The following is a 24,267-nucleotide window of genomic DNA, read 5'->3' on the forward strand; positions in this document are numbered from 1 at the left end:
ACGCAAGTCTTTTCCGGCAAGGGGGCCGGTGGGAGGATGCCTATAGGTGCCACCAGCAACGAGAAGGGCGGAAGCGACATGTCGACCCAGGAATTCGTGGAAACAGAACGCAAGTACGACGCTGACCTTGAGACGCCCCTCCCCGCGTTCGAGGACATCTCCGGCGTCGAACAGGTTGCCGACCCTGCCGATCATCAACTTGAGGCCGTCTACTTCGACACGGAAAGACTCATCCTCGCAAAGCACCGCATCACCCTGCGGCGCCGCACCGGCGGTCCGGACTCCGGCTGGCATCTGAAGCTCCCGGCTGACAGGGACAGCCGTGTGGAGATCCATGCGCCGCTGGGACAGCCTGAGACCGTTCCCGAGGACCTGGCGGAGAAACTGTTGGTCTTCACCCGCGGCGAAGAGCTCAGGCCGGTGGCCCGGATCCATACCCGCCGCACCTTGCATCGACTCCACGGAATCGATGACGTGACGTTGGCGGACTTCGTGGATGACCACGTGACGGCCGAGACCTTGCATCCGGCGCAACTGGAGAGGCAATGGCGGGAGTGGGAAATCGAACTGGTCCACGGGGACGAAGCCCTTTTGGAGAGCGCGGAGCATGTCCTGTCACAGGCCGGTGCCACCCGTTCCGGGCATCCTTCCAAGCTGGCCCGTGCGTTCGGGACTGCCTGGCCGTCCGCCGTGCCTGCACCGCCGAAGGCCCGCCCTAAGGGTTCCGCGGGAGACGCAGTGGTTGCCTATGTAGCCGCACAGATCGCCGAAATCACCGCGCAGGATCCCGGGGTCCGGCAAGGCGCCGACGACGCCGTTCACCGCATGCGCTCGGCCACCCGTCGGCTTCGCTCTGTTTTGTCCGCCTACGGCAGGCTGTTCGACGCCGACGCTGCGGCCCACCTCAAGACGGAGCTGAAATGGCTGAGCACGGTCCTGGGCACGTCCCGGGATGCCGAAGTGCTGCGGGACCGGATCGGGGAGCTGCTGAATGACCAACCCGATGTCCTCTTGTCCAGTCCGGCTGCCACCAAGATCACGGACGAGCTCGAAGCCGCCTTCAACTCGGGATATCGTGAAACACTCCGCGCCCTGGGAACGGAGCGCTATTTCCGGATCCTGGGGGAGCTGGAGAAGTTCCGCGACGAGCCTCCGACAAGACCGCGTGCTGGAAAGAAGGCCCGTCGAGTCACGGCCAAGCTGGCCGGCAAAGCGATCAAGCGGTTGCGCCGGTCCCAGAAAGCAGCGGCCCGGCAGGCCGGCGTCGAACACGACACCGCGTTGCATCAGGTCCGCAAGGATGCCAAACGGCTGCGCCACGCAGCCGAAGCGCTACGGGACGTCCACCGGAAACCCGCGGTGAAGCTGGCCCGGGACGCCCAGGAGATCCAGAAAGTCCTCGGGGAGCATCAGGACAGCGTTGTGGCCCGCTCGGTGCTGCTTCGCCTCGCAGGTGACGCCAATGGACCGATAGAGGAAAATTCGGCCCTTGGCCGCCTGCTCGCTGCCGAAGAGCAGCGAGCAACAGACTCAGAGGCCCGCTATGAAAAGATCGCCAAGAAGAATCGCTTGAATCCCCTGTGACGAGCGCGAGCGGGCGGCAGGCTTAGAGAGGAAGAGGCTTAGCCTTCGCACTCTACGCAGTAGGCGTGGCCGTTCTTCTCAAGGGCAATCTGGGAGCGGTGACGGACAAGGAAACACGAGTAGCACGTGAACTCGTCTTCCTTCTGCGGGACCACGGCAATGACCAGTTCTTCGGCCACGAATTCGCCGCCGGGTACCTCGTTGCCTTCAAAAGCATCGACCTCGTCCAGCTCCCGTACTACGCTGCGAGCGTCCGGGGCATTGGCAGACTGCAGGGCCTGAAGTGACGTGCTTTGGGATTCCGCGACGTCGGAGCGGAGTTCGTCGTAATCGGTTGCCACTAGGGGTTTTTCTCTTCTCTTGTGTATTGACTGGCGAATGTGCAACATACACCATGTCGCTGCTATTCCCCACAATGGGACGAAATCAGCGCGTACGCATCACTGCCTCCGCGGACCGCACGGTCCTGACTAGCCGCTCCACAATGGCCGGATGCGTGACTGAGCGTATCCCATCCCCGCCGCCTGGTCCGGACGGGGCGGAATCCACCGTGAGCTTGCGCCCGGAGAAGTGGATGGCCTGGATTCCCGTGGCCACAAGCCCCGGCACGGCCTCCTCCGTGACCCCGCCGCCAGCCATCACGGCAACCCCTGGGGGAAGTGCCGCGACCATGAGCTTAAGCACATCGATTCCGTCGCCGGCGGCCTGGGCGGCTCCGGAGGTGAGAATGCGACCCGCACCCAAGCGGGCGGCGTCGGCCGCTGCTTCAAGCGGATCCCTTGCCGCATCGACCGCCCGGTGATAGGTCACGAAGTTTCCGTCCGCCGCGTCCACCAGCGCCTCGCTGCCCGCGACGTCGACGTCGCCTGAAGCGGTCAGCAGTCCGATGACCATCCCGTCCGCTCCGGCGGCAAGCAGATGCCGGACATCCCGCCGCATGACGTCGATTTCACCCGGCGAATAGACAAAGCCGCCCGGCCGCGGGCGGATCAGCACGTGGACGAAATCCCTTCGACCGGCGCGGCGCGCGAGCTCCGCGGTCGCCTCCACCAGGCCGGGGCTCGGTGTCAACCCGCCGGTCTCGAGCGCTGAACAGAGCTCCACACGGTCCGCTCCGGCGTCGAGGGCACAGCGAACGCCGTCCAGATCCTGGACGCACACTTCAATCTTCATGGTTCCCCTCTTGCATGGGCGCAACGTTCAGGACGCGAGGACCGTGCGCAAGCACAGCTGGCCAGCCCCGAGCAGGCCCGCTTGAGATCCCGCGAGCGATGCCTCGATCGCGATGTCCTTCGTGGCGAGCGGGTGGCAGCTTTCGTAAAGCTGCGAGCGCACAGCGGCAACATAGGGTTCCAATTGCGAAAGTCCGCCACCGAGCACCACCACATCCGGGTTCACGAAATTCACGACGATACTGAGGGTCTGCCCCAGGATCCGGCCAGCCGTGCGGACCCGCGTCGTCGTGTGCGGGTCGCCGTTGTTGACCTGCCGAACGACGTCGTTGACGTCCACCGCATCGATTCCGACGCCGGCCAGGTCGCGAATGATGGCGGCCCCGCTGGCGACCGTCTCCAGGCAGCCGCGGTTGCCGCAGGAACATGGCGCATCACCCGCCGCCGGAATCTGCACGTGGGCAATGTCCCCGGCGGCACCGGTGGCGCCGCGGTAGACCTGCCCGTCGATGATGAGCCCACAGCCGATCGCCGCGCCCGCTTTGAGGAACAGCGTGTTCTGCCGGACTTTGGAATCCGGCGTTTCGCGTTGGCGCAGCGTGTGCTCGCCCAAAGCCATCATGTTGGCGTCATTGTCGATGACGGCCAGCGTCCCGAATTCTTCGGCAAGCCACTCCCGCACCTTGAATTCGTGCCAGCCGCGCATCCTCGAGGGCGAATCCAGCGCACCCGAGGCAAAGTTGACGGGTCCGGGCAAGGACATCCCTACGCCGCGCAGCGGAGGATCGATGGCCGGATCAGTCAGGGCACGCATCATCGCCGCGGCCTGCGGCAGGACTACTTCGGGGCCGTCGTTGATGTCGATGGTCCTGAGTTCGGACGCCAGCAGGTTGCCTGAAAGGTTGAGCCGGCCCACCCACGTGTGGTGCGCGCCCAGATCGGCTGCCAAGATGAAGCCGGCGTCCGGGACCAGTTCCAGGAGTGTGGGCCTCCGCCCGCCGGTCGCCGAACCGGATCCGCTTTCGCTGATGAGCCCTGCCTCCATCAGCTCGTTCACTTTGATGGTGATAGTGGATGGGGCAAGGTTCAGGGTGCGGGCAAGATCTGCTCGCGACGTCGCCCGGCCACTGGCGATCATGGACAGGATGCTGGAAGAGTATTCCGTCAGGGCGATGTCGCGGGGCCCGGTTCTTTTCACCGTCTTGGCGTAGGAAGGCTTGTAACCCAAAGTCAGTCCCTCCAGGGGCTCGGTGTCTGCCGCCCGCCGTTGGGCTGCTCATTGCAGAGTAGCCGACGGGCCTGGACGGCGCCGCCGATCAGTCCGGCCAAGGGGCCGAACCGCGCACGGAGGAGCAGGGGCCGGCGGTGGAAGCTCAGGATGGACTCCAGGCGGGCCGCCACCGGCAATAGGAGCGCGTCGCCGGCGTTGGACAGGCCGCCCCCGAAGATGACGGCCTCCGGTGCCAACAGTGCAACACTTTGCGCGATAGCCAACGCGAGCCCGTCAAAGGCCTGGTTGAGGACCCCGACGGCGGCCGGGTCGCCCGCCGTCGCGGCCGCCATGACTTCCTTCGCACCAACAACAGGGACGCCGGAGACGGCTGAATAATTTCGTGCGATGGCCGAGGCCGAGGCCATCGTCTGAAGACACCCGGACGCGCCGCACGTGCACGGCATGGCCACGGTGCTCGCAAGGGGTTCCATGCGGGCGTGGCCGATTTCTCCGGCGTACCCGTCGCCGTCGTACACCTCGCCATCCAGGATGACCGCGCTGGCTATCCCGGTGCCGATGACCACCACCAAGGCGTTCCGCAGTCCCTTCGCGGCCCCCAGCCGGTGCTCTGCCAAACCGGCCATCTGCACATCGTTGCCGAGCACCACCGGAAGTCCGGTCTTCGCCTGCAGCGCCGACGAGAGGGCGAAGTTGCTCCACCCTAGGTTCACCGCGGAGACCACCACGCCGGCATCTGCATCCACAATGCCCGGCGCGTTCACCGCGATGGCTCGCGGCCGTAGCTCCAGGGGCTCGGATAGGTAAGTGGCGACGAGGCTGCAGAGCTGGTCCAGGAACTCCTCCTGTGAACCTATGGCCGTCGGCGTGGTTCCGCGATGGGTGAACCGGCCGTCTTCATCTACGTCGCCAAACTTGAGGTCGGTTCCGCCGACGTCGAAAACCAGGACCGGCGCACCCCTTCCCAGAAGAGGCGACGTCGGTGGACCGGCGGTTTGCACGCTCAACTGCATGTCAGCCTTTCACCGCACCAGCAACGAGGCCCTGGGCCATCTTCTTCTGGACGATGACGAAGAGAATGATCACTGGAAGCGCCATGAGGGTGGATCCGGCCATGATCCCGCCCCAGTCCGTTGCCTGGTTCTGGCCACTGAAGCCTTGGATCCACAAGGGAAGGGTCTTGCTGTTGTCGCTGCTCAGGAGCACTAGTGCCAGCGTGTATTCGTTCCAGGCGGCCAGGAAGGCGAAGATTCCGGAAGCCACCAGCCCGGAGCCCAGCAACGGGAAGGTCACGCGGAAAAAGGCACCCATCCGCGAGCAACCGTCGATCATGGCTGACTCCTCGAGTTCCACCGGGACCCCGTCGACGAAGCCCTTGAGCATCCAGATGGTGAAGGGAACAGAGGCCCCGACGTACAGCAGGCTCAGCCCGAGCATGGAGTTGAGCAGGTGCCAGCTGTCGATCATCTTGTACTGCGAGATGAACATCGCTTCAGCGGGGATCATCTGGATGACGAGCACCGAGATGATGACGATCTTGCGGCCTTTGAAGCGAAAACGGCTCAGGGCGATGCTCGCGAAGAAGGCGAAGAGCAGGGCGGCCACCACCACAATCAGGGCAACACCGAAGCTCATCCGCAGGGCGGACCAGAAGCGGCTATCGTGGAGCACTGTCTCGTAGTGCGCCCAAGTGAAGTCGAGCGGCAGGAACGACGGCGTCCGGGACTGCAGGGCATTGTCCGTGACGAGCGAATTGTTGACCAACCAGTAAACCGGGAAAATCCACAACAAACCGAAGACCAGGCCGGTGATGTTGGCCGCCGAGCGGCGGACGGGGCTGGGTTTGAGGGCCATTCAGACTTCTCCCTGCTTCAGGAATTGGGTGACGTAGCGCCAGGTCAGGAGCAAGGTGATCAGCAGCATGATCAGGGCAGTCGCCGAAGCCACGCCGTAATCTCCGCCGGACAAGCCCACCTGGTAGACGTAAGTGCCAAGGACGTTGGTCTGTTCGGTGATCCCGCCGTTCTTCTGCAGGATAAAGATCTGGGTAAATACCCGCAGGTCCCAGATGATTTCGAGAATGGTGACCAGCAGGAGTACCGGGGCGATGGTGGGAACGGTGATTTCGCGGAACTGCTTCCAACCGTTTGCACCGTCGAGAGTGGAGGCCTCCAGCATGGACTCATCGATCTGGGTGACCGACGCGTAGACCATGAAGACCACCAACGGCACGCTCATCCAGATGACCAGGATGGCCGCTACCGCGAAGAACGTCACGGGGTTGGAGAACCAGTTGTAGCCGGCCATCCCCTGCAGTCCCAGTCCGGCCAGGGTCCAGTCGACCACTCCGGACCTGGAATCGAAGATCCACTGGAACACCTGGAGCGAGGACAACACGGGCATCGCCCACGCGAGCAGCATGGCGGCCTGGACAAAGACGGAAACCGGACGGGAGAGCTTGGTAAGCAGAAGCGCGCCCCCGATTCCGATAGCCATTGTCAGTGCGGCACACACGACGCAAAAAGCAAGGGACCTGCCCAGCGTGAGCCAGAATGCCGAATCGCCGAGCACGCGGGTGAAATTGTCCAGTCCGACGAATTCTGCGGGCTTGCCGAACTGTTGCTCAAGGGAAAAGTGCTGGAACGCCATGGTGATTTGGCGCAACAACGGATAGCCCATGTCCACCAGGACAATGAGCACCGCGGGAAGCAGAAGGACATACGGCAGGGGGTTTCGCCTGCGCTTTTTGGGTGCCGGTGGTTCGGGCCGATGAGGCAGAATCCCGCCCGGCCTTGCACGGGTACTGGTTACCGTCATGGTTTGGTCCTTCCTGCTTCCCGTCGGGCCTACTTGCTGTTGAGGATCTCGGTCATTTTGGCGTCGGCGGTCTTGGCCAGCCCAAGCGGATCCTTCAGTGCGCCCATGGCCACGAAGAAGTCGTCAACCACCTTGGCGCTCTCCACCAATGCCCAGTTCTTGGCCGCCGGGGTGCCCACGGAGTTCCTGACCGCCTCGATGGTGACCTTGGACAGCTCGTCCTGCCCGAGGGCTGCCGCATAGTTCAGGTTTCCGGGAACCCAGCCTCCCTCGGTGGCGAAGAATTCCTGGAACGGCTTGCTGAAGATGAGTTTCAGGGCTTCCTTGGCGAGCCCCCGTGCCTTGCTGTTGTTCGAAATGGCCACGTTGGAGCCGCCGGCAAAAGGGTTGCCTACGCCATCACTCTTGGGTGCAGGAAAGTTGAAGTACCCCACCTTTCCGGCGTCCAGGAGTTCCTTCTTGATCTTCTTCAGGTGGAAGTTGAAGCCGAAGAACATTCCTGCCTCGCCGGTGTTGAAGGCCGTATACGGCTGGGAACTGATGGTCGAGTCGGTAATCGTTCCAGTGGTGGAGCCCGTCTTCCACAGCTGCTGCAGCTGGGCGATGGCCTTCTGGCTTTCCGGCGAGGACAAGGTGCCTTCCCATTTCCCGTCCTTCTGCACGGCCAGGCGCCCGCCGTTGCTGAAGACCCAGGCGAACGCGGATTGTGATGAAATCCCAGGCAGGAACATTCCGGAAAAGTGGGTGTTCTTCTCAGGATTGCCGGCCTGGATCTTCGCCGCGACGGCGGTCAGCTCATCGATGGTCTTGGGTATGGCCAGGCCGAGCTGCTGGAACATGTCCTTGCGATAGAACACAATCCGGCTTCCCGCGTAGAAGGGTGCGGCGTACATCTTGTTCTCGAAACTGCCGAGCTCCACGAGCGATTTGGTCAGGTTTGCGCCGCCAAGCTCTTCCTTCATGCCGCTCAGATCGGCGAGGGCTCCCACTGCACAGAACGTGGGCGCCTGGGTGTTGCCAAGTTCGATGATGTCCGGTGTCGATTCGGGGCTGGCAAGGGCGGTCTGGAGCTTCGGGACAATGCCATCCCACTCCTGCTGTTCGATAGTGAGGGTGGATCCTTGGAACTTCTTTTCGAACTCCTGCTTCAGCCAGTCCTGGGCCTTGTCCGAGACGGAGTCCTTCATGAACCAGACCCGCAGCTTTGCCGGAGTGGAGAGGCTGTCTGAAGAAGCGGATCCCGAGGCCTCGCCACATGCTGACAGCAAAGCTGCGGCGCCCAGGGCTCCGCCCAGACCGAGCAAACCACGTCGACTAAGTTCTTTCATTGCTTCCTCCACTTTGAACTCACGGGGTCGAATGACCATGCAGCAACCGAATCATGGAGGAGGAATGCTTCGGAAGACGTTCAAACTTAGTTCGGAATCGAAGTTAGTTGGCGATCAGTTTGGGCGCCTCGGGCGCCGCCCTTGCGTCATGAGTCAGTGTTCGACGCCGGCAGGCTCGTTGGACGCCGGCACTAACCGCGCGCCCAGATTCGGCGCCGGCTCGCCGTCGTCGAACGGGAACATCGGCCGCGCGATCCTTTGGTGACCCAGCCGGTGCAGGTCCTGGTCCACGCCGCCCGGGGTGAGCGCCAGCATCCAGTCGGCAGCCATGTCGAAGAGCTCTGGCTCAAGGTAGCCGATCTTGACCACCACAACGTCGGCTGAGCGGGCGTCCAAGCCATTCCGGAAGAAGTCCGATTCCACGTGGTAAGGCTTCCGGCGCCGCGTCACAATGACGCGCAATCCGCCGACGCGGATGACTGCCTCGTCCAGGGCCACGGGGTCACCCTGGACGAGGTGCTCCACGGTGCCGTCCAGCCTTGCCGGACCGGACTGGGTGGCGTCCACGCGTGCTCCCACATCCACGGAGACGGAGCCTCCGACGCCGGCAGCAATGCAGGCGTCCAACGCTTCGGCATCCGGAATCGAGGCATAGATGGCCTGCAGCGTCCCGTCCGCGATGGAAGGGAATTCAAGGAGCCTTTGGAGAGTCCACGTGACGTCCCCGGCTCCCCCGGCAGTGGGGTTGTCCCCGGAATCGCTGATGAAAAACGGGCGTTTCGTGCTTGCCTCCGCTGCCGCGAGGCAGTCAGCGAGCGGCGCCGAGGGCGCCACGAAACGGAACTCGTCCCGCCTGTTCCACATCTCGACGGCGAGCCCGCTCGCATGGCGTGCGACGGCGTCGGCGTCGTCACCGGTGACCATCACCACGGCCCGGTTGCGCGGCTCGTCCGCCCAGGCATAACCGATCCACAACGCGGCGTCGAGCACGCCGGGCCGCTCGGCGATCATGGCGACCTTCTGGTACAGCGACTTGGCGGGTTCCAATCGAGTACTGGTTTTTTCGCCGGGCAGCAGGATGGGGACAGGAACCCAGGCCTTGATGGGGCGCCGTGTGGCTTCCGGCAGTGCCAGGCGCTCCAGCAGGTTCACGGCGGCGCGTTCCTTGGTTTCCAACCAATCCTCGTGCGGGGCCATGCGGTAGCAGCTGGGGATGTCCAGCTGGTGCGCCAACGTCCAGGAAACGTTGCCGTGCAGGTCCATGCCGCTGGACACCAGCACGTCCGGACCGAGGAGACCGCGCAAGGCAAGGAGCAAATCGCCCTCGGGATCGTCGATACCGTCGACGCTCATGGCACCGTGGATATCGAAGTACAGCCCGTCCACCGGGCCCGCGTCCAAGGCATCCGCCGCAGCGGAAAGAATCGTCCGCTTCATCTCGGCATAATCCGCGGCAGGCACGGCGCCGCCTGGAATGGACCGGAAATGGACCAGCGGCACCCACTCCGCGGCCTCCCGCACGGAGTGCCCCGGGGCGAAAAACGGGTACTGCTCTAGGATCTCCCGGCCGTCCCGCCGGACGAAGTCCTCCAGGCGGGTCTGTGCGGGCGAATAGGTACTGGCTTCGAGTGCGATTCCGGCGATAAGGATCCGGGGCTTCAATTCCGTCATGCAAGCCACCATATTGAGGTTCGCTACAGTGCCGCGATGGTCCAGGCACCGGCTGCGAAAGTTCAATGCCGAATGAAGTTGGGGCCACCCTTTTCGCGCGGAATCCTGCATAACGTGGGCTCGCAAGCGACGGCAAGCAGAATCCATGGAAGAGGATCGAACAATGCAGATAGGGCTAAGCACGTACAGTTTGGCAGGAGCCTTGGCCAACGGACGGCTGGGCCTCCTGGACCTTCCGGACTGGGCGGCATCCCACCATGCGGGCCATCTCGAGGTTGCAGAAGCGGGACTCGGCGTGGACCTTGCCTCAGACCGGGCCGCGGCCGAAGGACTGCGGGAACGTGCAGCGGAATCGGGCGTTGCCTTGGTCAACTACGTGGTTGGCGCCGACTTCCTGGGCAATGACGCGGCTGCAGAAATCGCACGGGTAAAGACACACCTGGACACGGCCCACCGCCTGGGCATCAGCCGCTTCCGGCACGACATTGTCCCCTGGGCATGGCGCCCGGCCTCCTACACCGAATACCGCGATGCCCTGGAGAAGGTCATTCCGGCGTCCAGGGAGCTGGCGGACTACGCGGCGGACCTGGGCATCACCACGAGCGTTGAAAACCATGGCATGGCCTTCAACGTCAGTGAGCGGCTCTTGCAGTTGATCCACGCCGTGGACCGCGAAAATTTCAAGATCACCTTGGACATCGGCAACTTCCTGTGCGTCGATGAGCAGCCGGAATCGGCCGTCGCCAAACTGCTCCCCTACGCGTCCGTGATCCATCTCAAGGATTTCTACCGCCGGAAGCGAAGCCCTGGAGAGGGTTGGCTGCGAACCCTGGCAGGCGACTACATCCAAGGCTCGGTGTTTGGATTCGGTGACATGGACTTGCCGCGGATCCTGCGCCTGATCAAGGACTTTGGCTTCACCGGGCCGTGTTCCGTGGAATACGAGGGCCGCGAAGACTGCCTCACGGCGGCCCCGGAATCCCTGCGCAATGCCGCCGCCCTGTGGGAGGGCTGCTGAATGGGGGCTCTGAACGTAGGCGTCATCGGCCTAGGGACGATCTCTGAGCTGCATCTCGAGGCTTACCGGGATTCGCCGTCGGCGCACCTCGTGGCTGTTTGCGACATCGATTCCTCGCGCGCCGGGAGCCGCGCCGCCGAATACGGCGCGGTCAAGGTTTTTACCGAGTACACGGAGCTCTTGGCGGATCCGGAAATCGACGCCGTCAGCATCTGTACCCGCAACGACACCCATGCCGAGATCGTGATTGCGGCGCTTGAGGCCGGCAAGCATGTGCTGATTGAGAAACCCATGACGGCCTCGCTGGATCAAGCTCTGGCGGTAGTTGCCGCCGCCCAGCGGAGTACTGCGTCGCTGCAGGTGGCCTATGTGCGCCGCTTCTCGCCCAACGCCGAAGTGCTCAAGCGCTTCATCGACGCCGGTGACCTGGGCCAGATCTACTATGCCAAAGCCACGTGCCTGCGCAGGGTAGGCAATCCCGGTGGCTGGTTCGCGGACAAAGCGCTGTCGGGAGGAGGGCCGCTGATCGATCTGGGCGTCCATTTCATCGACATTTGCTGGTGGCTCATGGGGTGCCCATCCGTGGCCTCGGTTTCCGGGACGGTTTTCCACAAGATCGGCGCCCGGAACAATATCTCCAACTTCAGCAGGTACCTGTCCGCCGATTTCGACCCGGCACGGCAGCCGGTGGACCCAGTAGAGGACCTTGCCACGGCGCTGATCAAGTTCAGCAACGGCGCCGTGATGCACTTCGACACGAGTTACTCGATGCACGGCGAGGATGAAACCAGGGTCCAGGTCTTTGGAGACAAAGGCGGGGCCCAGCTGGAGCCGGCCTTGGAAATCTTCACCGAGCAGCACGACACGCTGCTGGACATTTCGCCCGTGCTCGATTCGCCGACTTTCAGCATGGTGGCCTACCGAAACGAGGTGGAACAGTTCCTCGCTACTGCCCGGGGCGAGGCACCTGAGGTTGCTCCCGCAGCCCACGGCCTTGAACTCATCAAGATCATCTCCGCGATCTACGAGTCAGGACGGACTGGGCGCGAAGTGGTGCTGTAGCCGCTCAGGCCTTGCGCCCGGCGTCGCGGGGGAGGTTCCGTCCGGCGTCGCGGTGCAGGTCCCTGTCCAGCCCGTGGCCGTTGGCGAGCTGCGAAAGCAGCTCGCCAAGTTGCATGATTTGCTCGTCTGTCAGGGGAGCCAGGAGCTCCGCTTCATGCTGTTCGGCAATCCCGCGGAGTTCGCGCAAAACGCGGTTTCCCGCATCCGTGAGGCGGAGTTCATAGTTCCGCCGGTCCGTGCTGCTGCGCGTCCTCTCCACGAGCCCGCGTTTCTCCAAGGAGTCAATCAGTGAAACCACGCGGCTAGGGACGGCACCCAGCCTGTCCGCGAGGGAGCGCTGGCTCAACCCCGGCGAGCGCCCGAGCAAACGGATGACGCCGGCGTCGCTCGGTGTCAGGCCGATCTCCCGCGTGCGGTCAGCAAAACGGGACGACGCCACGGCGCCAAGTTGCGACAAGAGAAAAGCGGTCCGTTTCGGCCGGCCAGGCGCGGATGAATCCATGGATTCAGAATACATGCTTGACAGAACAATTCCATAGGTGAACTATTTCAGTAGTGACGTAATTACGAAAGGTTCAGCCATGAGTAATCATTCGATCCCTGAGGAAAGCCGTCCAGCCCGGTCGGGCGGTCCACATCCGGGCGTTCTTGCCCTCGTCAGCCTTGGCATTTTCCTCGCCAGCCTCATCACGTCCGCAATCCTCACGAGCGGCCAAACGTTCGTCTCGCCGTTCGCCTCTGAGGGGCAGGTGGCCGCATTCTTCCACCAGAGCGTTACTGCGACGCGCCTCGGCGGCATGCTCCAGTTCGGCTCCGCGGTGCCATTGGGGATCTATGCGGCCACGGTCTATGCCCGGCAGCTTCGGCTCGGCGTGCGCGTTCCGGGGCCGGCCATTGGCTTCTTCGGCGGCGCCAGCGCAGCTATCTTCCTCATGCTCTCCGGTTCTGTGACCTGGCTGCTGAGCCGGCCGGAAATCACCACCGATGCCACACTCACCCATGCACTCGCCTTTCTCGGGTTCATCACCGGAGGGGTGGGCTTCGTCGTCGGGATCGGCCTCCTCGTGGCGGGTATCGCAGTCCCTGCGCTGATCTTGCGCTTCATGCCCCGCTGGCTGGCCTGGGCCGGCCTCGTCATCGCTGCCCTGTCTGAGTTGAGCTTCCTTTCGATGGCGATCGAACCCCTGCAGTTCCTGCTGCCTATCGGGCGGTTCGGTGGCCTCCTGTGGCTGGTAGCTGCCGGTTTCCTGCTGCCGCGCACCCGGGCGGCCGCGAACCAAGAGCCCAGCGCACGCGCGCCTCACGCAAGCCGGGCAAAGCCATGACAACAACAAATCCCACCCGGCCGCTGTCCGGCAAGATCGCGCTCGTCACCGGAGCGAGCCGCGGAATCGGCGCGGAGATCGCGACTGCCCTGGCTACAGCCGGCGCGGACGTTGTCCTTGCCTCACGGGACAGCGCGGGCTTGTCCGAGCAAGTCGCCGCTATTGCCTCTGCCGGCGGGCATGCCGTGGCCATGCCCGTTGATGTGGGCAATGAAGATTCAGTGAAGGCCCTGCTGGCCCAGATCCGGGACCGCTTCGGCCGGCTCGACGCAGCGGTCAATAATGCCGCGGGCGGCGGGCGGATCCCGGCACCCTTGGCCGAATGGGCCAGCGGGGAGTTCGACAGCGCGGTCTCGGTCAACCTGCGCGGAGTGTTCCTCTGCCTGAAGTACGAAATCGAGCTCATGCTGGAAAGCGGAGACGGTGGGGCGATCGTGAACATGTCCTCCACCGCCGGCGAACAAGGCGTCGCTGGCATGAGCGGCTACGTGGCAAGCAAATTCGGCGTCGGCGGCCTGACCCGGGTGGCTGCGCTCGACTACGCCTCGCAAGGCATCCGGGTCAACGCGATCGCTCCTGGCCCCATCCTCACGGAGCGGCTTGCCTCGGCGGGCCAGGCCGCCCAGGACCGCGTCGCAGCAGCTGTGCCGCTGGGACGGATCGGCTCCACGGCCGACGTCGCCGCAGCGGCCCTCTGGCTCTGCTCCGAACAGTCTTCGTTCGTCACCGGAACCGTTCTCGCCGTCGACGGCGGCCGGCTGGCGGGAACGCCGGCGTTCAACGCAGGCCAAAAGAGAAACCCATCGTGAGTGAACCGCATTTTCGAATGGAGGATGATCTCACCACCAGTATGGTGATTGCATAACGCAACCACTGATCTGAGGGGACCTTCACCATGGCTGTTCGAGTTGACCTGAATATCTCGCTGGATGGTTTCGCCACGACCACCGACGCAACTCCGGAGAATCCGTTCGGGTCGGACTGGGGCCGCCTGGTTGAGGCATATACCTCCACCCGCACTTTCCGTGAGCGGGTCTTGCACGACGCCAGCGGAGAAGGAACGTCCGGCGTCGATGACAGATACGCAGCGGCCTACTTCGAGGGGGTCGGAGCGGAAATCATGGGTGCCGGCATGTTCGGGTTCCATAACTTCCCCGATGACCCCGATTGGAAGGGCTGGTGGGGCGACGAGCCGCCCTTCCGCGTTCCTGTGTTCGTCCTCACTCACACGGCCCGCCCTGCCATCACGATGGCAGGCGGGACGACCTTCAACTTCGTAAATACCAGCCCGGAAGAAGTACTTGAACGGGCGCACAGTGCGGCGGGTGACAAGGACGTGCGTATCGGAGGGGGCGCCACTGTTGTGCGCGACTTCCTCAGGGCCGGACTTGTCGATCAGCTTCACGTCGCGATCACACCGATCCTGCTCGGTGGTGGAATACGGCTCTGGGACGATCTCCGGGGGCTGGAAAGCGACTACGCCGTCACGTCAGAGACGGCCGAAAGCGGAATCATCCACATCACCTTTCGCCGCTAACCCCGTTCCAGATCCGACGCCACCACGGCCGCTTGCTCGCGGGTTTCCGGTTCACGGATTCCTGGGCCGCGGCCGCCTCAGCGGCCGCGGCCCGGCGCTCGCGCCACCGTTCCAGCTCGACGCCGACGTCGCGGGTTTTCGTGATCACCGGCGGCCCGCCCTGGAGCTGGCGCCGCGCGTCAATGACCCGGGCGTTGAAGTCCTCCACAAGCTCGCGCACCTGCTTTTCTGAGTACAGGGCGTCAAGCTTCGCATCCAATTCGGCATCCTCGGCGCGGAGCAGGATGGCCTTCGGGCCAAGGCCGCTCAGATGTTCGCGCTGGATAAGGCCTTTGACCCACCAATCGGGATCGTATCTCTCCCCCAGCCCAGGGATTGGCTTGCCTGCGTACTTCAGGTTGTCGAACTTCCCTTGCGCCATGGCGTCGCGGATCAGGTATTCCACCCGCGCGGCGTCGTCCAATTTCTTGCGCTTCAGCCGCTCTTCTTCCTCTGCGGCCTCAAGTTCGGCTTCTTCCTCGGCCGTCATCCCAGTTGCGCGGACGTTCCGCAGCTCCATGGCTCGCTCCAGCCGGCGCTTGAACGCGCTGTTTTCGCCGTTCACGGTTAATCACCGCCTTTGCTTGCGGAAATCCTGGATCTGGGTCCAAGTATTCCGCAAACTGGATCCTCGGGGGATGGCCGAAACAAGGCTGCTCTGGCCACTCCCAGCGCACCTTATTACGCTGACTGGTAACGGCTAGGTCAGGAAGAGGGTCATCATGGACGAAAAGGGCATTCTCCACCACATCCAATCGCTCGTGGAGGAGGAACGGGAGCTCCGAGAGAAGGCAGAAGCGGCTCCGCCAGGTCCAGCGCACGCCCCTGACCGCGCAAGACTGGAGCGCATCGAACAAGACCTGGATCAGGCCTGGGACCTGTTGCGGCAACGGCGGGCCAAGAGGCAGTACGGTGAAAACCCGAACGAGGCCAAACCACGGCCCACCAAGCAAGTGGAGGGCTACACCAGCTAAACCGCAAGGCAACGCGAGACGACGACGGCGGGAAGCTCCCGCCGCCGCGCTCGCCGAAAATCGGGCGATACGTTCTGAGCTGCGCCCTACAGCGCCGACCAGCCGCCGTCGGAGGCGAGGATCGCGCCGTTGACGTTGGTTCCGTCGTCGCTGAGCAGGAACGTGATGGACGCGGCCAACTGCGCGGCCGTCGCTGGGGTGGGCACGGTGGCTTGCATCAGCGGACCGAGGCGTTCGGCGGCCAACTGGGATCCCCATGTGGCCTCGATGTTGGTGATGGTGGGTCCGGGGGCTACAGCGTTGAAGCGAAGCCCTTTCGGCCCATACATCACGGCCGAGTTCTTGGTGAGGCCGACCACCGCGTGCTTCGACGCGGTGTAGGTGGCGCCAGCGGCGGAGCCGCGTAGCCCGGCCTCGGAGGCGACGTTGACCACGGAGCCGGCGCCGGCGTCGAGCATCAGAGGCACCACAGCGCGGGTCAGGCGCATAAGGGCGGTGACATTGATGCGGAAAACGCGCTCCCACATGGCGTCGTCCACCTCGTGGATCGGGGCGAAGTTGTCCATGATGCCGGCGATGTTAGCGAGGGCGTCGACGCGACCGCCAGCGGCAACTACGACGGCGGCAACGGTCTCCTCGGTGGAGATGTCGCCGGCCACGGGAACCAGATCCAGGCCCTTGTTCTCCTCGACCAAAGCGTCCAGCCTCTCCTTGCTGATGTCGGCGGCGATAACCCGGCCACCTTCCTTCGCGACCCGCAGCGCCGTGGCCTGGCCGATGCCCGAGCCCGCGCCCGTCACGATGACGGTCTTGCCGGAAAACCGGCCGTTGATGGTGGCTTCCTGCCATGCAGCTTCGTTGCCCATAGTGTCCTCCCGAACGTTTTAGTGGCGTGCAACCCACCTTATGACACTCTGTGTCATTATGTAAGGGTGGATACTGGTGAGATGCTCTCGGACGATGCGAACCCCGCCGTCGCGCGCTCCACCGGGCGCCCGGTGACGATCGATCCGGACGCCGTTGCCGCCGTCGCGCTCCGGCTTTTTGCCGAGCATGGCTACGAACAGACGTCGATGGAGGACATCGCGCGCGAGGCGGGAATCGGGCGAAAGAGCCTGTACCGCTACTTTCCTGGCAAAGCCGACCTCGTCTGGGGCGGCATGGAACCGGTGGTGGAAGCCTCAGGACAGGCGCTGGAGGAGGCTCGCGTAGCGGATCCGTCCGACGGCGACGCGGACGACGGCGGCATCCTCGCGGGACTGCGGGCGGCTGCCATCGCCGGGGTTTCAGCGATCCCGGATCTTTCCGTCACGCGCGGGCGCCTTCGCCTGATCGCCGAACACCCAGAGCTCGCGAGCCGGAGTCATGACGCCCTGGCTCCCCAGCGGGAGCGGGCACGGCTTTACCTTGTTGGACTGGGGGTGCGCGAAAGCGCAGCGCGGTACCTCTGCGCCGCATATCTGGGCGCGACATTCGAGGCGTGGATGCAGTGGGCTGCGGGGACGGACGCGGATCCCGTGCCGTACCTCGTAGAGGCCGTGGGAGTGCTGCGGGTTCCGCCGGCCGGCGTGCGCGGATAACCTATGCCTGGGAGGGCAAATGACAGTTCGAAGCGCAGGAATTCTGCTGTACCGCCGGACCTCCGAGGCGGAATTGGAAGTGTGGATAGCCCATATGGGCGGACCGTTCTGGGCCCACAAGGATGCGCGCGCCTGGTCCATTCCGAAGGGGGAATACCTCGAAATCGAGGATCCACTCGCAGCGGCCAAGCGTGAGTTCGCGGAGGAAATGGGCACTCCCCCACCCGCCGTCGACTACTCACTGCTAGGCACTTTCCGGCAGCCGTCGGGCAAGCTCATCACGGTCTTCGCGGCGGAGTCGGACTTTGAACCCGGGGGGATCGTGAGCAACACCTTCGAGCTGGAATGGCCGCGAGGATCCGGCGTGGTCCGGAGCTACCCGGAGATCGACGACGCCGTCTGGGCCATGGAGAGCGTTGCCCGCATCAAATTGGTAGGCGGGCAGGTGCCGGTCCTCGACGCGCTGATCCGGCAGCTTGGGAGTGGCGGCTGAATCAGGCGACCGGCAATCCGGGCTCACTTGCTCCGTCGCCCAGACCAGACTCGGCGATGGCCGTCACCCATTCGGTCACTTCTGCGAGCGCCTGAGCCAAACTGATCTGAAGACCGACTTCTGATGCTGGACGGGGGAATTCAGCTTCCCAGAGTTCATTTGTCTCTATGCAAGGAGGCCAAGACCGCTCAGCCGCCCCAAGCTCTGCAGCTTCATCTGCCCGAGCGAAGAAGATGTCCTCGGCGGCGCGCCGAAGTTCCGAAAGCTCGGCAGGCACTGGCTCCGAGTAGAAGTGACGGCGGAGGAGCACCAAGTCCACAATGTCACGTACGCGCAGGTTGGGGCGATCCTCGCTGTGCGGATCCGAGCAAGCGTGAATCTTTTGAGCAACCTGGTAGGCGAGAGCGATTCCAGCGATTTCTTCGACTGACTGCAGACCGAAGAAGTTGAACCGCGGGGCCGGGATCATGTCTACATGTTTGTCGATGTCCCCTTCGGGAAAGGCCACCTCTACCTGGATATTTCGGAATGTCCGGCCCTTCATTGAAACGATCACGTTGAATCGCCTTGGAGCCACGATTCGCGGGGCGTTCTCAATCTTCTCGATCTCAGTACGCCGTAGGTCCAGGCCGTCCCATGGCTCGGCCAGAGCCTCATCGAGCTTGACCAGAAAATCATCGAGCGAACCGCGGAAGAGGGTGTCTATGTCTTTTGTAGCTCGACTCTCGAGGCCCAATCTGTGCTCAAGGTACACCCCACCCTTAAGCAGGAATAAAGGTGCCCCGTCCGGACCCGATGCGCGCTGGAGAGCGGCTATCACGATAGTAGAGGTAACGATCCATTCAAGGCGCGCATGGGTTTCGCCCGTCAAGTCGGCAGCATGACGTATCCACTGACTGAGCACCTTGGCCGAAGCTGGCTTACGGTCTTTGTCGGGGAGCCCTTGTAGGTGGAATGAATTCATCGACGATCCTTCAACTCATTGGAAAGGCGGGTTCGGTCAGCCTCGCGAATGAAGCCGCGAGATTCAGCGGTCTTAATAGCTTGGTCAATGAGTTGAGCTGGAACCCCTCCGCGCATCCCCTGCGTGATCGCAACTAGGGGTGTGACCGCACGTATACCTTCCCACCAGCCCAATTGGGTCTCTGTGAGATCCTCATGATGAATCACATACTTAGACCCCCCTGCTCGTCGTATCCTCCTCCCCTTTGGCACCACGACGTGGATCTTGTTCGGGTTGATGTCGCAGAGCTCGTAAACAGCAAGCGCCGTGTCCTGCGCAAGCGCCGCACCCTCGACGCTTGGCCACAACACTGCCAAGGCATATTCGTCACGCTCCGTCGGGGGGAGGCGATCAAAGCGGTAGGTGCCGTGCGCAACTCGAGTCAGTTGACCTCGGTGGGAGAGTTTTGCCAATTCCACAAGGGGAATCCCGAGAGCGTGCGCATCGCGGGTAGTCACGTAACCGTATTGCTCAACCGCGGTCTCCCAGAGAGTCTGCTGAATGGTCACGGTTCCTTCTTCGTATCTACGGGGATGATGTCAAAACTATACCACTTTCGGTATAGTTTTGACACGAAATGGTTGCATTTCCAGGCCTAGTGACTAGCTCTGGACGATCGACTCGATGGGCCGCGGGGAAAGTATGGGATCCGCATGGCGGTGGAGAACCTTCCACTCACCGTCTTCCCATCGGAAAATCGTCGTCACCCGAAGGGGTATCGGGGACACTTCATCTGACCCGCCAACCTTGGCCCGTGCCCATTCGATTTCGACAATGTAGGCAAGCTCGGTCCCGGCATACCCGGAGATTCGCTCGAACCTGATGGGCTCGCCCTCCCTCAGCCCGGAAGACGCCCGATCCATGGTCGCCTCGACCGCACTCTGGCCCCGCGCAGGCGGGCCGAGTGGATTGGCGAGCGTCACGTCGTCGCGCTTTGAGAACAGCTTCTTTTGCTGCTCCGGGTCTCCCTTGACGAACGCGTCGAGTGCTCGATGGTATTTCTCCACCATCAGATCGAGTTCGGATTCCGGCATTGGTTCCTCCAGCCTCGCTGCTGCCGGCGTCAAGCGCCGGGCCCCGTATCCGGACATAGTGGCACCGTTCACTAGGGATGTCTACGCATATCAAATCGGTGACCAGACCGGTCAGGAATGGAGAAGCGCCACTCACGGGCCACGCCTAGAATGGCGGTCATGGACAACACAAGTCCACGCCAGCTTCGTCCCCTAATGACTTCAGGAGTGATCATGAGCGACTCTTCCACCGAGGGAATCAAGACCGTGCTGCATCCCGTTTCCGACCTCGCCGCGGCGAAAGCCGTGTACACCGCCTTGCTTGGCGTGCAGCCGCAGGCCGATGGACCGTATTACGTCGGCTTCGATGCCGCTGGCCAGCACATCGGGCTCGTTCCGGGAGGCGGCCCGCAGGCCATGACCTCGCCGGTCGCCTACTGGCACGTTTCGGACATCGAGGCGAAGCTCGCGGAGGTGACTGCCGCCGGCGCCAGCCTGAAGGAAGCAGCCCACGACGTCGGGGGCGGCCGCCTCGTAGCCACCGTCACCGACCCGGACGGCAACGTCCTCGGGCTGCTTCAGGATCCTCAATAGCCAACCGCGCACACGGGCTTCCGCCCGTGTGCGCGGCCCACAAGACCTTACGAAATAAGCCAACGGAGGCTGCGAAGGCCGCCCGCGAACCAGATGGAGACATGATGAGCACGGCCACGAGCACGGACACGCAGTCGCCTGAACTGCACACTGCCGACACCCACGATCTCATCCGGGTGCAGGGCGCGCGGGAGAACAACCTCAAGGACATCAGCATCGAGCTGCCGAAGCGCCGCCTGACGGTGTTCACGGGCGTCTCCGGCTCGGGCAAGAGCTCCCTCGTGTTCGCCACGATCGCCGCAGAGTCGCAGCGCATGATCAACGAGACGTACAGCACCTTCGTCCAAGGGTTCATGCCGACCATGGCACGGCCGGATGTGGACCTGCTCGAAGGACTCACGACAGCGATCATCGTCGACCAGGAGCGGATGGGAGCCAACGCCCGTTCCACGGTGGGTACCGCCACCGATGCGAACGCGATGCTGCGCCTGCTTTTCAGCCGGCTTGGCCAACCGCACATCGGATCACCCCAGGCCTTCTCGTTCAACGTCGCCTCGATCTCGGGCGCCGGAGCGGTCACCATCGAGCGCGGCGGCAGCACCACGAAGGAGCGTCGCAGCTTCAGTATCACGGGCGGCATGTGCCCGCGCTGCGAAGGCCGCGGCTCGGTCACCGACTTCGACTTGACCGCCCTGTACGACAGCAGCAAATCGCTCGCGGAGGGCGCCCTCACCATCCCCGGCTACAGCATGGACGGCTGGTTCGGCCGCATCTTCAGCGGCTCCGGCTTCTTCGACGTGGACAAGCCGATCAGCAAGTACACCAAGAGGGAACTCCACGACCTCCTCCACAAGGAGCCGACCAAGATCAAGGTCGAGGGAATCAACCTGACCTACGAAGGCCTGATTCCGAAGATCCAGAAGTCCATGCTCTCGAAGGACCCTGAGGGAATGCAGCCGCACATCCGCGCCTTCGTGGAGCGGGCGATCACCTTCACCATCTGTCCCGAATGCGATGGCACCCGGCTCACCGAGGCGGCCCGCTCGTCAAAGATCAAGGGAATCAGCATTGCCGACGCGTGCTCGATGCAGATCAGCGACCTCGCCGAATGGGTGCGGGGCCTCGATGAACCTTCGGTGGCACCCTTGCTCAAAGGTCTGCGGCACCTCCTCGACTCGTTCGCGGAGATCGGACTTGGTTATCTCTCGCTCAATCGGCCGGCAGGCACTCTGTCCGGAGGTGAGGCGCAGCGCACCAAGATGATCCGGCACCTGGGCTCCTCGCTCACCGACGTCACCTACGTCTTCGACGAGCCCACCATCGGCCTTCACCCGCATGACATCCAACGCATGAACAAGCTGCTGCTGCAACTGCGCGACAAGGGCAACACCGTGCTCGTCGTCGAGCACAAGCCGGAGGCGATCGCGATCGCCGACCACGTGGTCGACCTCGGCCCTGGCGCGGGCACCGCCGGCGGCGAAGTGGTCTTCGAGGGCACGCTCGAAGGGTTGCGGTCCAGCGGCACCCTGACCGGCCGTCACCTTGAGGATCGCGCAGCCCTCAAGAAGACCTCGCGGAAACCCGTAGGCGCCCTGGAGATCCGCGGCGCGACCGAGAACAACCTTCGCGACGTCGACGTCGACATCCCGCTTGGAGTCCTGGTGGTGGTCACCGGCGTCGCTGGTTCCGGCAAGAGCTCGCTGATCCACGGCTCGCTGTCCAAGCGGGACGGCGTCGTGTCGATCGACCAGGGGGCGATCAAGGGCTCGCGGCGGAGCAACCCGGCAACCTACACCGGTCTGCTCGAGCCGATCCGCAAGGCGTTCGCAAAGGCCAACGGCGTGAAGCCGGCGCTGTTCAGCGCCAATTCCGAGGGTGCATGCCCCACGTGCAACGGCGCGGGCGTCATCTACACGGACCTCGGTTTCATGGACACCGTCTCCACCCCGTGCGAGGAGTGCGAAGGCAAAAGGTTCCAGGCCTCGGTTCTTGAGTACCGCCTTGGTGGCCGCAACATCGCGGAGGTGCTTGAGATGCCGGTGAAAGAGGCAGAAGAGTTCTTCTCGGCGGGCGAGGCCCGAATCCCCGCGGCCCACGCGATCCTCCAGCGGCTGTCCGACGTCGGACTCGGTTACCTCAGCCTCGGCCAGCCGCTCACCACCCTTTCCGGCGGCGAGCGGCAGCGGATCAAACTGGCCACCCACATGGGCGAGAAAGGCGGCGTCTACATCCTCGACGAGCCGACCAGCGGCCTGCACCTCGCCGACGTCGAACAACTGCTCGGCCTGCTCGACCGACTGGTCGACTCCGGCAAGTCGGTCATCGTCATCGAGCACCACCAAGCGGTCATGGCCCATGCCGACTGGATCATCGACCTCGGGCCGGGCGCCGGGCACGACGGCGGAAAGATCGTTTTCGAGGGCACTCCCGCCGATCTCGTCGCGGCCCGTTCAACCCTCACGGGCGAGCACTTGGCGGCCTACGTGGGCGGGTGACCTTGAAGGACGGCTGGCTAGCTCTTGGTAGTGGCTGGTACGGCGCCACCCGACGATGTGCTAACCGGCAAGTCCAAGGAACACCAGCAAGGCCCTTTCAATCTCAACGAGCTGAGCGGCCGTCAAGCGGCCGACCCGGCTTTGCACGTTGGAACGGCGCACCGTGGTCAACTTGTCGATCATCACGTGGCTTTCCTGCCGCAAGCCGGACAGCTCCGAGGCTGAGACACTGACTCGCAGGAGGGGTGCGTCGATGAGGGTTGTTGTCAGAGGAAGAACCGTAACGGAATCGGTGACGTCGAATCGGTCATCCTGGATCACAAGCGCTGGCCGCGGCTTGGAACCGTAGACGCCGCCGGCCACGGTCCAGAGCTCGCCACAGTTCACTCGTCCCAAGGCGCTGACACAGCCTCGATGAACTCTTGGTCAGCTGAGGGTCGGTCAGCAGTCGCGGCGGCACAGGCTTGCCGGTGCGCTTCGGCGTCGAACCCATCGGCCCGAACGTCCGGTACCCACACCTGGATTGGGCGGAAGCCGTGTTCACGCATGCGCCTGCGATGCTCGCTGACCCGATCCCTAACCGCCATGACCTTAAGCCACCAGCTCCGCGGCAGCGCTGTCCATGTGCTCGAGGATGGTCTTGCGTGCCAGGGATGCATCCCCGGTCTCGATGGCGGCCACGATGTCGTGGTGACGCTCGACGCTCATGTTCTTGACGCCCTTTTCCAACCCGGCGAACATGATGGACATCCGGATGGATCCCTCCAGCGATTCCCAGGAATGGAGCAGGGTCTCGTTGCCGGTGAGGCGGCACATGGTGCGGTGGAATTCGAGATCGGACTCGATCCGTTCCTCGAGGCTTCCCTTGGTTGCGGCGGCCATGGCGTCAATGGCGGCGCGCAGCGACGTGATGACCTGTTGACGGTCCGGCAATTCGCAGAGCGTGCGAGCGGCAAGGGACTCCAGGGCTGCGCGTACCGAGTAGATGTCGCGGATTTCCTTGGCATCCAGGTGTCGGACGGAGAGCCGGCCCCGCGGACCGGCGGACAGCAAGCCCTCTTGCTCAAGTTGCCTCAGGGCCTCCCGGAGCGTTCCGCGGCTGATCTGGAGCATGTCCGACAGTTCGGTTTCCACCAAGTGCCGTCCGGGCTCCAATTCGCCGCTGGTGATGGCGGTGCGCAGCGCGGAGAGCGCCTGCTCGCGGAGGCTCTTCTTTTCCAGCCCCAGAAGGGGTGCCGTTGCGCCAGCCATTAGTCCATCCTTCAGTGTCAGTGGTCGACTGTTTACAGTCGGTGTGTTAACTGTTGATCTTACGGCAGAAGCGCGGAACC

At 63.6% G+C, this 24,267-nt stretch carries 28 protein-coding genes; 11 read left to right on the top strand and 17 right to left on the bottom strand.

Annotated features, from left to right (window positions below; translation table 11 throughout):
• The first annotated feature begins 36 nt into the window (after positions 1-36).
• A complete protein-coding gene (locus ACX5I4_RS18045) occupies positions 37-1,584 on the top strand; it encodes a CYTH and CHAD domain-containing protein (RefSeq protein ID WP_461837856.1) in 1,548 nt (515 codons plus the stop codon).
• A 38-nt stretch (positions 1,585-1,622) separates the two neighbouring features.
• Here ACX5I4_RS18045 and ACX5I4_RS18050 read toward each other — a convergent pair whose 3' ends face one another.
• The 8 genes from ACX5I4_RS18050 to ACX5I4_RS18085 all read right to left on the bottom strand — a co-directional run bounded on the left by ACX5I4_RS18050 (position 1,623) and on the right by ACX5I4_RS18085 (position 9,803).
• Entirely contained in the window at positions 1,623-1,925 is a 303-nt protein-coding gene (locus tag ACX5I4_RS18050; RefSeq protein ID WP_461837857.1) for a DUF4193 domain-containing protein, read from the bottom strand.
• 85 nt (positions 1,926-2,010) lie between these two features.
• Complete coding sequence (locus ACX5I4_RS18055) at positions 2,011-2,757, bottom strand: copper homeostasis protein CutC (protein WP_461837858.1); 747 nt, start codon at positions 2,755-2,757, stop codon at positions 2,011-2,013.
• 27 nt (positions 2,758-2,784) lie between these two features.
• Positions 2,785-3,954, bottom strand: a complete 1,170-nt coding sequence (locus ACX5I4_RS18060) for an ROK family protein (protein WP_461837859.1) — start codon at positions 3,952-3,954, stop codon at positions 2,785-2,787.
• A 32-nt stretch (positions 3,955-3,986) separates the two neighbouring features.
• Positions 3,987-4,988: an ROK family protein gene (locus ACX5I4_RS18065; protein WP_461838769.1), complete on the bottom strand. Its 1,002-nt coding sequence runs from the start codon at positions 4,986-4,988 to the stop codon at positions 3,987-3,989.
• Positions 4,989-5,001: 13 nt separating this feature from the next.
• Complete coding sequence (locus tag ACX5I4_RS18070) at positions 5,002-5,841, bottom strand: carbohydrate ABC transporter permease (protein ID WP_461837860.1); 840 nt, start codon at positions 5,839-5,841, stop codon at positions 5,002-5,004.
• The gene (locus ACX5I4_RS18075; RefSeq protein ID WP_461837861.1) at positions 5,842-6,804 is read right to left on the bottom strand and encodes a carbohydrate ABC transporter permease; all 963 of its coding nucleotides are present in this window, start codon (positions 6,802-6,804) and stop codon (positions 5,842-5,844) included.
• Positions 6,805-6,833: 29 nt separating this feature from the next.
• Complete coding sequence (locus ACX5I4_RS18080) at positions 6,834-8,132, bottom strand: extracellular solute-binding protein (RefSeq protein WP_461837862.1); 1,299 nt, start codon at positions 8,130-8,132, stop codon at positions 6,834-6,836.
• Between the two features lie 153 nt (positions 8,133-8,285).
• Complete coding sequence (locus ACX5I4_RS18085) at positions 8,286-9,803, bottom strand: M81 family metallopeptidase (RefSeq protein ID WP_461837863.1); 1,518 nt, start codon at positions 9,801-9,803, stop codon at positions 8,286-8,288.
• 163 nt (positions 9,804-9,966) lie between these two features.
• Here ACX5I4_RS18085 and ACX5I4_RS18090 point away from each other — a divergent pair, with 163 nt between their 5' ends.
• Together ACX5I4_RS18090 and ACX5I4_RS18095 are read left to right on the top strand one after the other, a co-directional pair.
• Entirely contained in the window at positions 9,967-10,821 is an 855-nt protein-coding gene (locus tag ACX5I4_RS18090; RefSeq protein WP_461837864.1) for a sugar phosphate isomerase/epimerase family protein, read from the top strand.
• On the top strand, positions 10,822-11,883 hold the full coding sequence (locus tag ACX5I4_RS18095; RefSeq protein WP_461837865.1) for a Gfo/Idh/MocA family protein: 1,062 nt from the start codon (positions 10,822-10,824) through the stop codon (positions 11,881-11,883).
• 4 nt (positions 11,884-11,887) lie between these two features.
• Here ACX5I4_RS18095 and ACX5I4_RS18100 read toward each other — a convergent pair whose 3' ends face one another.
• Positions 11,888-12,385 (bottom strand): MarR family winged helix-turn-helix transcriptional regulator, encoded by a 498-nt coding sequence (locus ACX5I4_RS18100; RefSeq protein ID WP_461837866.1) that lies wholly within the window; start codon positions 12,383-12,385, stop codon positions 11,888-11,890.
• Positions 12,386-12,464: 79 nt separating this feature from the next.
• Here ACX5I4_RS18100 and ACX5I4_RS18105 point away from each other — a divergent pair, with 79 nt between their 5' ends.
• The 3 genes from ACX5I4_RS18105 (at position 12,465) to ACX5I4_RS18115 (ending at position 14,745) form a co-directional block, all read left to right on the top strand.
• Entirely contained in the window at positions 12,465-13,208 is a 744-nt protein-coding gene (locus tag ACX5I4_RS18105; protein WP_461837867.1) for a hypothetical protein, read from the top strand.
• Positions 13,205-14,017 (top strand): SDR family NAD(P)-dependent oxidoreductase, encoded by an 813-nt coding sequence (locus tag ACX5I4_RS18110; protein WP_461837868.1) that lies wholly within the window; start codon positions 13,205-13,207, stop codon positions 14,015-14,017. The genes ACX5I4_RS18105 and ACX5I4_RS18110 overlap by 4 nt, the downstream gene beginning before the upstream one ends.
• Positions 14,018-14,103: 86 nt before the next feature.
• Positions 14,104-14,745, top strand: coding sequence for a dihydrofolate reductase family protein (locus ACX5I4_RS18115; RefSeq protein WP_461837869.1), 642 nt, complete (start codon positions 14,104-14,106; stop codon positions 14,743-14,745).
• Here ACX5I4_RS18115 and ACX5I4_RS18120 read toward each other — a convergent pair.
• On the bottom strand, positions 14,729-15,349 hold the full coding sequence (locus ACX5I4_RS18120) for a DnaJ family domain-containing protein (RefSeq protein WP_461837870.1): 621 nt from the start codon (positions 15,347-15,349) through the stop codon (positions 14,729-14,731). The two genes, ACX5I4_RS18115 and ACX5I4_RS18120, sit on opposite strands and share 17 nt — an antisense overlap.
• 157 nt (positions 15,350-15,506) lie before the next feature.
• Here ACX5I4_RS18120 and ACX5I4_RS18125 point away from each other — a divergent pair, with 157 nt between their 5' ends.
• A complete protein-coding gene (locus ACX5I4_RS18125) occupies positions 15,507-15,758 on the top strand; it encodes a DUF2630 family protein (protein WP_461837871.1) in 252 nt (83 codons plus the stop codon).
• Positions 15,759-15,844: 86 nt separating this feature from the next.
• On the opposite strand, the gene ACX5I4_RS18130 is transcribed toward ACX5I4_RS18125, so the two are convergent.
• Positions 15,845-16,624 (bottom strand): SDR family NAD(P)-dependent oxidoreductase, encoded by a 780-nt coding sequence (locus ACX5I4_RS18130; RefSeq protein ID WP_461837872.1) that lies wholly within the window; start codon positions 16,622-16,624, stop codon positions 15,845-15,847.
• A 66-nt stretch (positions 16,625-16,690) separates the two neighbouring features.
• Here ACX5I4_RS18130 and ACX5I4_RS18135 point away from each other — a divergent pair, with 66 nt between their 5' ends.
• Positions 16,691-17,338 carry a TetR family transcriptional regulator gene (locus tag ACX5I4_RS18135; protein WP_461837873.1) on the top strand — a complete coding sequence of 216 codons (648 nt, stop codon included), beginning with the start codon at positions 16,691-16,693 and terminating at the stop codon, positions 17,336-17,338.
• Between the two features lie 19 nt (positions 17,339-17,357).
• Positions 17,358-17,831, top strand: a complete 474-nt coding sequence (locus tag ACX5I4_RS18140) for an NUDIX domain-containing protein (RefSeq protein WP_461837874.1) — start codon at positions 17,358-17,360, stop codon at positions 17,829-17,831.
• A 1-nt stretch (position 17,832) separates the two neighbouring features.
• Here ACX5I4_RS18140 and ACX5I4_RS18145 read toward each other — a convergent pair whose 3' ends face one another.
• The 3 genes from ACX5I4_RS18145 to ACX5I4_RS18155 all read right to left on the bottom strand — a co-directional run bounded on the left by ACX5I4_RS18145 (position 17,833) and on the right by ACX5I4_RS18155 (position 19,868).
• On the bottom strand, positions 17,833-18,795 hold the full coding sequence (locus tag ACX5I4_RS18145; RefSeq protein WP_461837875.1) for a nucleotidyl transferase AbiEii/AbiGii toxin family protein: 963 nt from the start codon (positions 18,793-18,795) through the stop codon (positions 17,833-17,835).
• Entirely contained in the window at positions 18,792-19,343 is a 552-nt protein-coding gene (locus ACX5I4_RS18150; RefSeq protein ID WP_461837876.1) for a type IV toxin-antitoxin system AbiEi family antitoxin domain-containing protein, read from the bottom strand. Before ACX5I4_RS18150 ends, ACX5I4_RS18145 begins: the two co-directional genes overlap by 4 nt.
• Before the next feature lie 93 nt (positions 19,344-19,436).
• The gene (locus ACX5I4_RS18155) at positions 19,437-19,868 is read right to left on the bottom strand and encodes a YybH family protein (RefSeq protein WP_461837877.1); all 432 of its coding nucleotides are present in this window, start codon (positions 19,866-19,868) and stop codon (positions 19,437-19,439) included.
• 213 nt (positions 19,869-20,081) lie between these two features.
• Between ACX5I4_RS18155 and ACX5I4_RS18160 the strand changes: the two genes are divergently transcribed.
• Entirely contained in the window at positions 20,082-20,441 is a 360-nt protein-coding gene (locus ACX5I4_RS18160) for a VOC family protein (protein ID WP_461837878.1), read from the top strand.
• 104 nt (positions 20,442-20,545) lie between these two features.
• A complete protein-coding gene (locus ACX5I4_RS18165; protein WP_461837879.1) occupies positions 20,546-22,936 on the top strand; it encodes an ATP-binding cassette domain-containing protein in 2,391 nt (796 codons plus the stop codon).
• Between the two features lie 60 nt (positions 22,937-22,996).
• On the opposite strand, the gene ACX5I4_RS18170 is transcribed toward ACX5I4_RS18165, so the two are convergent.
• The 3 genes from ACX5I4_RS18170 to ACX5I4_RS18180 are packed head-to-tail and all read right to left on the bottom strand — an operon-like array spanning position 22,997 to position 24,187.
• Complete coding sequence (locus tag ACX5I4_RS18170; RefSeq protein WP_461837880.1) at positions 22,997-23,323, bottom strand: type II toxin-antitoxin system PemK/MazF family toxin; 327 nt, start codon at positions 23,321-23,323, stop codon at positions 22,997-22,999.
• The gene (locus ACX5I4_RS18175) at positions 23,320-23,595 is read right to left on the bottom strand and encodes an antitoxin MazE family protein (RefSeq protein WP_461837881.1); all 276 of its coding nucleotides are present in this window, start codon (positions 23,593-23,595) and stop codon (positions 23,320-23,322) included. Before ACX5I4_RS18175 ends, ACX5I4_RS18170 begins: the two co-directional genes overlap by 4 nt.
• Positions 23,528-24,187, bottom strand: a complete 660-nt coding sequence (locus ACX5I4_RS18180; RefSeq protein ID WP_461837882.1) for a GntR family transcriptional regulator — start codon at positions 24,185-24,187, stop codon at positions 23,528-23,530. Before ACX5I4_RS18180 ends, ACX5I4_RS18175 begins: the two co-directional genes overlap by 68 nt.
• Between the last annotated feature and the right edge of the window lie 80 nt (positions 24,188-24,267).

The sequence above is a fragment of the Arthrobacter sp. MMS24-S77 genome (assembly GCF_054888235.1).

Coding starts and splice junctions, on each gene's coding strand:
- ACX5I4_RS18045 (WP_461837856.1), top strand. CDS start 37: ATGCCTATAGGTGCCACCAGCAACGAGAAGGGCGGAAGCGACATGTCG.
- ACX5I4_RS18055 (WP_461837858.1), bottom strand. CDS start 2,757: ATGAAGATTGAAGTGTGCGTCCAGGATCTGGACGGCGTTCGCTGTGCC.
- ACX5I4_RS18070 (WP_461837860.1), bottom strand. CDS start 5,841: ATGGCCCTCAAACCCAGCCCCGTCCGCCGCTCGGCGGCCAACATCACC.
- ACX5I4_RS18075 (WP_461837861.1), bottom strand. CDS start 6,804: ATGACGGTAACCAGTACCCGTGCAAGGCCGGGCGGGATTCTGCCTCAT.
- ACX5I4_RS18080 (WP_461837862.1), bottom strand. CDS start 8,132: ATGAAAGAACTTAGTCGACGTGGTTTGCTCGGTCTGGGCGGAGCCCTG.
- ACX5I4_RS18085 (WP_461837863.1), bottom strand. CDS start 9,803: ATGACGGAATTGAAGCCCCGGATCCTTATCGCCGGAATCGCACTCGAA.
- ACX5I4_RS18090 (WP_461837864.1), top strand. CDS start 9,967: ATGCAGATAGGGCTAAGCACGTACAGTTTGGCAGGAGCCTTGGCCAAC.
- ACX5I4_RS18095 (WP_461837865.1), top strand. CDS start 10,822: ATGGGGGCTCTGAACGTAGGCGTCATCGGCCTAGGGACGATCTCTGAG.
- ACX5I4_RS18100 (WP_461837866.1), bottom strand. CDS start 12,385: ATGGATTCATCCGCGCCTGGCCGGCCGAAACGGACCGCTTTTCTCTTG.
- ACX5I4_RS18105 (WP_461837867.1), top strand. CDS start 12,465: ATGAGTAATCATTCGATCCCTGAGGAAAGCCGTCCAGCCCGGTCGGGC.
- ACX5I4_RS18110 (WP_461837868.1), top strand. CDS start 13,205: ATGACAACAACAAATCCCACCCGGCCGCTGTCCGGCAAGATCGCGCTC.
- ACX5I4_RS18115 (WP_461837869.1), top strand. CDS start 14,104: ATGGCTGTTCGAGTTGACCTGAATATCTCGCTGGATGGTTTCGCCACG.
- ACX5I4_RS18125 (WP_461837871.1), top strand. CDS start 15,507: ATGGACGAAAAGGGCATTCTCCACCACATCCAATCGCTCGTGGAGGAG.
- ACX5I4_RS18130 (WP_461837872.1), bottom strand. CDS start 16,624: ATGGGCAACGAAGCTGCATGGCAGGAAGCCACCATCAACGGCCGGTTT.
- ACX5I4_RS18140 (WP_461837874.1), top strand. CDS start 17,358: ATGACAGTTCGAAGCGCAGGAATTCTGCTGTACCGCCGGACCTCCGAG.
- ACX5I4_RS18145 (WP_461837875.1), bottom strand. CDS start 18,795: ATGAATTCATTCCACCTACAAGGGCTCCCCGACAAAGACCGTAAGCCA.
- ACX5I4_RS18155 (WP_461837877.1), bottom strand. CDS start 19,868: ATGCCGGAATCCGAACTCGATCTGATGGTGGAGAAATACCATCGAGCA.
- ACX5I4_RS18160 (WP_461837878.1), top strand. CDS start 20,082: ATGAGCGACTCTTCCACCGAGGGAATCAAGACCGTGCTGCATCCCGTT.
- ACX5I4_RS18165 (WP_461837879.1), top strand. CDS start 20,546: ATGAGCACGGCCACGAGCACGGACACGCAGTCGCCTGAACTGCACACT.
- ACX5I4_RS18175 (WP_461837881.1), bottom strand. CDS start 23,595: ATGCATCCCTGGCACGCAAGACCATCCTCGAGCACATGGACAGCGCTG.
- ACX5I4_RS18180 (WP_461837882.1), bottom strand. CDS start 24,187: ATGGCTGGCGCAACGGCACCCCTTCTGGGGCTGGAAAAGAAGAGCCTC.